This window comes from Acidithiobacillus sp. TH-A35 (genome assembly GCF_057473505.1).
In genome coordinates this window covers 1-8,014 of record NZ_JBYCKR010000082.1, presented here as the reverse complement: position 1 = coordinate 8,014, position 8,014 = coordinate 1, and the positions used below count along the sequence as shown (strand labels likewise).

6 protein-coding genes and 1 pseudogene are annotated in these 8,014 nt (G+C 55.6%); 3 read left to right on the top strand and 4 right to left on the bottom strand.

Annotated elements, in window-relative coordinates; all coding sequences use genetic code 11:
* Nucleotides 1-424, bottom strand: a pseudogene (locus AC2VNK_RS03175) (thioredoxin fold domain-containing protein); the annotation flags it as partial.
* Nucleotides 425-599: 175 nt separating this feature from the next.
* Here AC2VNK_RS03175 and msrA point away from each other — a divergent pair.
* From msrA to AC2VNK_RS03160, 3 genes are all read left to right on the top strand, one after another.
* Entirely contained in the window at nucleotides 600-1,187 is a 588-nt protein-coding gene (gene msrA / locus AC2VNK_RS03170) for a peptide-methionine (S)-S-oxide reductase MsrA (protein WP_486882766.1), read from the top strand.
* Between the two features lie 14 nt (nucleotides 1,188-1,201).
* A complete protein-coding gene (msrB, locus tag AC2VNK_RS03165; RefSeq protein ID WP_486882765.1) occupies nucleotides 1,202-1,627 on the top strand; it encodes a peptide-methionine (R)-S-oxide reductase MsrB in 426 nt (141 codons plus the stop codon).
* 146 nt (nucleotides 1,628-1,773) lie between these two features.
* Nucleotides 1,774-4,338 carry a cation-translocating P-type ATPase gene (locus AC2VNK_RS03160; RefSeq protein ID WP_486882764.1) on the top strand — a complete coding sequence of 855 codons (2,565 nt, stop codon included), beginning with the start codon at nucleotides 1,774-1,776 and terminating at the stop codon, nucleotides 4,336-4,338.
* A 219-nt stretch (nucleotides 4,339-4,557) separates the two neighbouring features.
* Here AC2VNK_RS03160 and AC2VNK_RS03155 read toward each other — a convergent pair whose 3' ends face one another.
* The 3 genes from AC2VNK_RS03155 to AC2VNK_RS03145 all read right to left on the bottom strand — a co-directional run bounded on the left by AC2VNK_RS03155 (nucleotide 4,558) and on the right by AC2VNK_RS03145 (nucleotide 7,924).
* Nucleotides 4,558-5,289 carry an MIP/aquaporin family protein gene (locus AC2VNK_RS03155; RefSeq protein ID WP_486882767.1) on the bottom strand — a complete coding sequence of 244 codons (732 nt, stop codon included), beginning with the start codon at nucleotides 5,287-5,289 and terminating at the stop codon, nucleotides 4,558-4,560.
* Nucleotides 5,290-6,485: 1,196 nt separating this feature from the next.
* Nucleotides 6,486-7,064, bottom strand: coding sequence for a cytochrome b/b6 domain-containing protein (locus tag AC2VNK_RS03150; protein WP_291520445.1), 579 nt, complete (start codon nucleotides 7,062-7,064; stop codon nucleotides 6,486-6,488).
* Nucleotides 7,065-7,201: 137 nt separating this feature from the next.
* Complete coding sequence (locus tag AC2VNK_RS03145; protein WP_486882763.1) at nucleotides 7,202-7,924, bottom strand: energy transducer TonB; 723 nt, start codon at nucleotides 7,922-7,924, stop codon at nucleotides 7,202-7,204.
* Between the last annotated feature and the right edge of the window lie 90 nt (nucleotides 7,925-8,014).

The following is an 8,014-nucleotide window of genomic DNA, read 5'->3' as shown; positions in this document are numbered from 1 at the left end:
CATGGCCTATCGTGAAGCCCGGCGCCTTCATTGCCGCCGGGGCAATATGTTCGGCAGGGACCTTCCCGGGTTGGGCCAGATACTTTTTTGTGGCAGCGTGGGTGATATCGTGGCCCTTATCGTTCATCACCGGGCCGAGCAGGAGGTAGCGGCTGGACAACATCCAGAGTATGCCCTGCTGATGCTGACTGTTCTCGGCGACGATACCGGTAAGCTTTGGGGTGGGGCCGGGAAAGACCTTGACCACATGGGCCTGGCCATGGAAGTTGCTTTGCACCAGATGCTCCGCAGATTTGAGATTTGGGCTGGTTGCACATCCGGCGAGCACTAGCGGGCCGAAAAGCAGCGCCGCTAAACGCAGCCCTGCGGCTTTTCTGAATCCAATGCGCCCCTTTGTTCCGCTGCTCTGATCTTCAGTTTCCATGGCCCACTCTCCAGAATTTTTGCAAAACGAATCTTGCCAGAACGTGAATACTAGCAAATGCGCCGGAGTCTGGCACATCGCCTGTTGACATTTGGTTTGGTGAAAGTTTGCGGTTATGCTCGGGACAATGCCCGTTCCGGATCAAGCGGCTACGGGCGCTCATGGAGTGCATGTCATGGCTTTAACGATTCCTGCTCCCAGCCGCGAGGATCCCGCCGCCGAAGCTCCGGGTGTGGTGGTGCTGGCGGGGGGCTGTTTCTGGTGTGTGGAGGCGGTGTATCTGGACCTTGCCGGGGTGACGCGGGTAGTGTCTGGTTATACGGGCGGCGCGGCGGCGACCGCGAATTACCGGGCGGTGTGCGGCGGCGCAACAGGCCATGCTGAAGCGGTGGAGATTCACTACGATCCGGCAATGCTGTCTTTTGGTCGTTTGTTACAGGTCTTTTTTACGGTGGCCCACGATCCGACGCAGCATAACCGGCAGGGGAATGATGTGGGGACGCAGTACCGCTCCGCCATATTTACTCTGAACGATGCGCAGGCGGTGATGGCACGGGATTATGTGGCGCAGCTCAATCAGGCGGGTGTTTTTGATGGACCCATCGCCACCGAAGTCATGCCCTTGACGCATTTTTATCCCGCCGAAGACACCCATCAGGATTATGCCCGGCAGCATCCCGATCAGCCCTATATATGTGCGGTGGCACTACCGAAAGTAGAAAAACTGCACGCGCATTTTCCGCAATTATTGCGCAAAAATTAACGGAGATTATAGCAATGGTCTGTTCATCCGCTGGTTTTGATTTGACCCCGATTGACGCCGGGAGGCGCGCAGAAATGGCGCAGGGTTTGTCTGCCGAGGTGCGTCACGTGCTTTTTGAGCATGGCACGGAGACGCCCTTCTGCGGCGGCCTGCTGCATGAAAAGGGTAACGGGGTTTTTGTCTGTGCGTTATGCAGTCTGCCGCTGTTTCGCTCTACGGCCAAGTTTGAGTCGGGGACGGGCTGGCCGAGTTTCCGGGAGCCTTATGCGCCTGATCATATCCGCGAGATTCGCGATGCCAGCCACGGTATGGTGCGCACGGAAATCCGCTGTGCCCGTTGTGATAGCCATCTGGGGCATGTGTTTCCCGATGGCCCGGCACCAACGGGGCTGCGCTATTGTCTGAATTCGGCAGCGCTGCGCTTTGAAAAGGCCACTTAGTCCGACTAAGCGGCCTTCCGGTTCTCGTTTTCATATGGTGCTGTTGCTTGCGGAGATTTCGGCCCACTAAAAGTGTGCGCCCCCTGGCGTCTGGAGCACTGCGCTCGTGACCTGGATCTGTTGCCCAACAAGATGGTGCATTGAATATGGACACACGCCCCACGGCACAAACTGACGCCCATCACTTGACGGCGCTTACGCGCGCAACTGCGGCGCAGCGCTTAGTCGAGGATGGTCCAAATTTGCTGCCGGGAAGCACGCCAAAAACCCTCCTGGCCATCGTGCTTGGCGTCCTGGTCGAACCGACGTTCGTGATGCTCTTGGTGGCTGGCGGCATCTATCTGCTCCTGGGGGACCGTGCCGAAGCACTCTTCCTGCTGGCCTTCGTGTTCGTGGTCATCGGCATCACCCTGGCCCAGGAGCGCAAGACCCAGCGTGCGCTGGAATCGTTGCGCGATCTCTCGGCGCCACGGGCGCTGGTGATCCGGGACGATCAGGAGCTGCGCATCGCCGGGCGCGAGGTGGTGCGCGGCGATCTCCTGGTTTTGCACGAGGGCGACCGCATTGCCGCCGATGCGCAACTGGTGCAGGGTCAGCTCACGGTGGACGAGTCGCTGCTCACCGGTGAGGCCGTGCCGGTGGACAAGCTCCCCAATCCGAAGATCGCTGGGCTGGCCATACCTGGCGGTGATGGCACGTCAACCTTGTACGCCAGCACCTTGGTTACCAAGGGGGTGGGGTTCGCGGTGGTCGGTGCAACGGGTGCAGGCACTGCGGTGGGACGCATTGGTCAGGCTTTGGCAACAACGGGAGAGATGACCTCCGGCCTGCAACAATCCACGCGCAGGCTTATCCGTAACCTGACGGTGATCGCGCTGTTGTTGGCCGTATCGCTGGTTTTGGTGAACTGGTTGTGGGATGGACGTTCGCTGCTGGAGAGCTTGCTCTCGGGCATTGCCCTGGCCATGGCCATCCTTCCCCAGGAGATTCCGGTCATTCTCACCGTATTTCTGGCCTTGGGCGCCTGGCGTATTTCGAAAAAAAAGGTGTTGACGCGCCGCATGTCCGCCGTTGAAGCGCTGGGAGCCGTCACCGTGCTTGCGGTGGACAAGACAGGCACGCTCACGCAAAACCGCATGGAGGTCGCGGAGCTGGCCGCAGGTGATGCGAATTTCATTGCGTCACCGGGCACCGAACTGTCCGAAACCTTTCACCTCCTCGTCGAATTCGCCATGCTGGCAACGCCGATAGATCCCTTCGATCCGATGGAAAAAGCCATCCAGGCCTTTGGTCACTCGCAACTGGCGGGCACCGAGCACATTCACGATGATCGCCGCCCCGAATTCCAGTACGAGCTGTCGCCGGACATCCTGGCCATAACCCGGGTGTTTTCTGGTATGCGACCGGCCACCCATTTGCTGGCCACCAAAGGCGCCCCCGAGGCGGTTGCCGATCTATGCCATCTGGCGGATGAGGCGCGGTGCGCTATTCAGAGTCAGGTTGAAGCCATGGCCGGGCGGGGACTACGGGTGCTGGGTGTGGCCAAGGGCGAATGGCAGGCAGGCAGCCCGGATGCGCCGTGGCCACCAAGCCAGCACGACTTTGATTTTACCTTCCTGGGCCTGGTCGGGTTTTTTGATCCGCCGCGCCCCGAGGTTCCCGCGGCGATTGCTGAATGTCGAGCGGCGGGAATACGCATTCTCATGCTCACTGGCGACCATCCTGCCACAGCGCGGGCTATTGCCAGGCTGGTCGGCCTGTCCGAGCGGCCAGAGGTTGTCACCGGCGTCGAGATCGCTGCGCTGGATGACATTGGTCTGCGCCAGCGCCTGCTGCAGGTGGACCTGTGTGCTCGCCTGCAGCCGGAGCAGAAATTGCGCCTGGTGCGGGTGCTGCAGCAAACTGGCGATGTGGTGGCGATGACCGGCGACGGCGTCAATGATGCTCCTGCGCTCAAGGCTGCTGATGTAGGCATCGCCATGGGGGAGCGCGGCACCGACGTGGCCCGCGAGGCTGCTGCCTTGGTGCTGCTGGACGATAGCTTCGCCAGCATCGTCGCCGCCATCGCACAAGGGCGGCGTATCTACGACAACGTCGTCAAAGCGGCGCGCTTTGTCTTCGCGGTGCATCTACCCGTTATCGCGCTGGCGCTGTTGCCAGCATTACTAAATTGGCCCATCCTGCTGCTGCCGGTGCATATCGCGGTGCTTGAACTGCTGATCGACCCGGCCTGTTCCACCGTGTTCGAGGCTGAGCCCGCAGCAGCCGACATCATGTGTCGACCGCCGCGCCTACTCAACTCTAACCCATTCGCCGCCGGTAACATTGGCTTTGCATTGGCACAAGGCCTTGGGATTGCGGTCATTCTTCTGGCAGGATCTGCATTGTTGCAGTTTCTGGGCTGGGCCGAAGAAGACATTCGTATCAGCGCGTTCACCGCCCTGGTACTGGCGTTGTTTCTGTTGATCCTGGCCAATCGCGACTTGACCCATACGGCGCTGCATAATCTGGGCGGTAATAATCCATTGCTGGCACCCATGTTCGCAGGTGTGGGTGCGGTGCTCGTGGCGGTCCTGGCGATTCCTTTGTTGCGCGATGTAATGGGTTTTGCCGCCGTTAGCATGCCACCACTCCTGGCCGCCCTCGGGCTGTTGTTGGTTTGTGTTTTGTGGATGCAAATCGTGCGCTGGGCAAAGCGGAGCATACTCTGACCTCATTCGGGGAAAGCTTATACTCGTTTGGCCATGACCAAAAGTTCACCCCTATACCTATCTGGCGAAGTCCTGTGTCACGAAAATCAGATGAATAGCGAACGAGCATATCAGCATTGCGAACTGTTTTTATTTATTTACGAACATACGCCAGATTCGTAGCGACATGAATCTGGCGTATGTTAATATATTGCCCCGGTAAAACGGGGATACCTAAAATTAGAGATTTATCCCTTCTTCCTTCAACGCTTCCCTAAAGTGCATGTCGGTTTTGCCTTCCTGCATAAATTTATAAAGCAAACCGGCGACCAGACCCCCCAATGGGGTTGCAATGAGATAAACCCATATATGTGGATAGTAATCACCTGCCACGGCAGGACCCAACGTCCGTGCCGGGTTGACGCTGGCCCCCGTGAGCGGTCCCATGAATGTGGCAATCATGACCAAAGTAAAGCCTATGGCCAGCGGCGCTGCATTACCAGCACGATCGCTCATGGCAGTATACAGCGCGGTGGTGGTGAGGAAGAATGTCCCCAACGCCTCCAGCATGAAACCCCCTGGGACAGATATAAGGTTTGTGTTGATAGTTGTGGCACCCAGGTGCCCCATTGGTCCGTGCAGCACCGTAAGCAGTGCAAATCCAGCGGCTATTCCGCCAAGAATCTGTGCAATCATATACATGCCTGCATCCCGCCAACTGATTTTTCCTGCTATGGCACCGCCAAGAGTGACCGCAGGATTCACAATGCCACCGCTGATATCCCCGAATACATAGGCCGCGATCATAATAGCCAACCCGTTAGCCAGGGCGATATCTATGAGTGGTTGACCCATGGCCGCCGCGCCGCCGCCAAAAAAAATAAGTCCAAAGGTGCCAATGAACTCTGCCGTCATTTTGCGCATTAATGGGTGCATAATATATCTCCATATCGGTGCAGGGATCTGTTTCATCAAGCGGGAAAGCCTCCCGCGCTATCGTTTGATTCCAGGTAACGCTATGCCCCACCAACAAGAATGCTTCCCATCATCGTTTTTAGTTCAATAATGGAATAATTATGGCACTCTAATTGATCTACAGATGGAACCGATCTATGACATTCGGTCATTTCCAAAAGTTCCAGGTCCGTGAACTGGTCGTTGAATTTCGCCCCCAACGGACTGACCTCGGCAAAATATTAGTGTAGTGAGAAGCGTTACGTTTTGAATGCGTAGCAGCGCAGGCCAACCGGGCTAATCTTCTTAGCCTGCCTGGCGAACGCCTTTTCGGTGGTATCATCGAAAGCGCTCTGGCAAACAGGATGCGGTTCGGTTCGTCAGTAACGATAAGAATTCACTATTATTACAGCTTGAAGTAAGGCTAATTAATAACTTGACATTTAATCCGCTAAACGGTTTTATTGGGCCGTGACAGGCGCGTGGATGGAGCGGGTCGCTGAACACTTTATTAGCAGAAAGCGTCACAACGCGATGTTTGCAGTCATTGCATGGAGGGAATCTTATGGGTAACATGAAGCAACTCAAACGACTGATTTATGTGGCAGTATTACTTTTTGTTGGTGCTTCCATGCTTTCTGGCTGTATAATAGCGCCCCCATATGGAGGCTATTATGGAGGTTATTACGGGGGAAGGGGCGGTGGGTGGCACCACGGTGAAGATCACTGATTGCCAACCATCCTATGCAACGCGTTAATAGTGACAGGCTGACATTGTTAACGCATGTTTTTTCCGATATGCGGAATCCTTATGAAAAAACATCTATTGATAACACCTTTACTTCTCTTGGGGCTCACGTTTTCCGTTGCCCACAGCGCGGTTGCTGACAGCCGGGATTATGCTTCCGGTTACTATATGCCCCCGCCGGCTCACTATGGTCAGCGTGCCGACTCTAGGTACCGCGACGAGCACAGGTACCGAGACGGTGAGCGGTACAGAGAACATCGTCGGCGCGCGTATGAGCATCGATATTATCGGCGTGGTGACCACTAGGAACCGTTTAGAGAACCAATCAGCTCAATAAACACGCGGAGCCATATGGGACACCACTCTCCCTGCACCGCCAGCAGGCCGCACAGAAAGAATGCCTCCAGGTAGTACAGACTGCTGGAGCATTCCAAAAGTGGCTTTCAGGGGGATAAAATACTTCGTTCTAAGGTCTGAATACCCGCAAAACAGAGGGAGACTTAACGGTATGCAATGCCGCCATGCCGATATGTCCCCACCAATATAGCCAGACAAATGATGACAGAAAGTCATGTAATTTCTTGGGTATTTGATAAATAGCCATAGGCGCAGCCACCCCATAATTTGGAATCAGGAAAAACATTGCAAATCCCAAAATAGCCATGCCAGTCACGGCCAGCAAACCAAGTCCATGCACCATCCCTGGTAAACCACCTCGCATCCCACTGGGCGGCAGTCTTCCATCTGCCAGCCCCTTTATATCGCTGCATATGTTTTCTAAGTACTCTCCACTATATGGGAAAAGGTGCGAACGCAGCTTCTTGATGCGTACAATTTCGAGCCAAAACGCCAGAATAACTAACGTCGCAAACATGCCAACCCACATATGCGCATGAAATAGCAAGTGCCGAAATGGAAGCTCGCCAACTTTTTTCCATATTGCCTTCATGTCGAGTTCGCTAAGAAGCAGAAAAGTCACTACCAATGCAAATCCCATATGTATCCATCGCGTACTTCTTGGCCATTCTTGGATCTCTTCAGACATGAAAAACCCCGTAGTTTTATGATATAAGTTGTGAAAATAAATCGGTTATGCGCAGATAAAATCTTATCAGGTGACGCTGAATATTACAATCGTCAGATCCGCTTTGGCATGTTACGGCAAGCTGATAAACGTAATAATTAGCTCTCCCGTGCGGAAAGATGCACCTGCACATTAAAGGTCATGTCGTGTTTGGGCATTTTTTTGCGAAACGGGGGATAACTGGCGATTTCTACGGCTTTGAGTGCCGCACGATTTATGGCGCCAATACCACTGCTTTGGGCGACGTGCGCAGAAAGCAGATGACCGGATGGGGTCAGGCGAAAGGAGATCACCGCGGTACCGCTGACATGCATCATACGGACGGAGTCAGGCACGCGCGCATTGGCCTGGACCCGCGCACGCAGCATGGCTGCATAATTGTCGATGGCGGCCTGCCGTGCAGCAGGACTCGGTGGCGGTGGCGGTGGCGGCGCAGGCGGCGTCACCGGTGGCGCGTAAACCGGAAGCCGCGGAGCTGGCGTTTTGGCGAGCAACGGCTTGGGCGGCAACGGATGATGCTGCACTGGATGCGGAACCCGTCGTGGTGTCGGTTTGGGCACCGGTTTCGGAGTCGGCTTTGGTTGTACCACGGGCTTTGGCGGCGGTGGAGTCGGCTTGGGTTTCGGCGGTGCCGGCTGGACCATATGGATCGCGATGATTCTCGGTTTTGGCTTGATAGTTACCGGCTGGGACCAATTGGAATAAATCAATCCGCCAATCATCAGCGCCTCCAGCACCGCGCCGATAATCAGTGCTCGCCCGAAATAATCCTTTTTTAATGGTACGGGCTGCATGGGGGAAGATAGCGTGGATGTATTCATGGGTGGTCAATGTCCTTGTTGTGCAGACGTCCTTGATCGGGCAGATCGTCATGAGGAATTTGCCCGGACTCAATGGAGCTTTCCCTCATT

Coding starts and splice junctions, on each gene's coding strand:
- msrB (WP_486882765.1), top strand. CDS start 1,202: ATGGTCTGTTCATCCGCTGGTTTTGATTTGACCCCGATTGACGCCGGG.
- msrA (WP_486882766.1), top strand. CDS start 600: ATGGCTTTAACGATTCCTGCTCCCAGCCGCGAGGATCCCGCCGCCGAA.
- AC2VNK_RS03155 (WP_486882767.1), bottom strand. CDS start 5,289: ATGAAACAGATCCCTGCACCGATATGGAGATATATTATGCACCCATTA.
- AC2VNK_RS03150 (WP_291520445.1), bottom strand. CDS start 7,064: ATGTCTGAAGAGATCCAAGAATGGCCAAGAAGTACGCGATGGATACAT.
- AC2VNK_RS03160 (WP_486882764.1), top strand. CDS start 1,774: ATGGACACACGCCCCACGGCACAAACTGACGCCCATCACTTGACGGCG.
- AC2VNK_RS03145 (WP_486882763.1), bottom strand. CDS start 7,924: ATGAATACATCCACGCTATCTTCCCCCATGCAGCCCGTACCATTAAAA.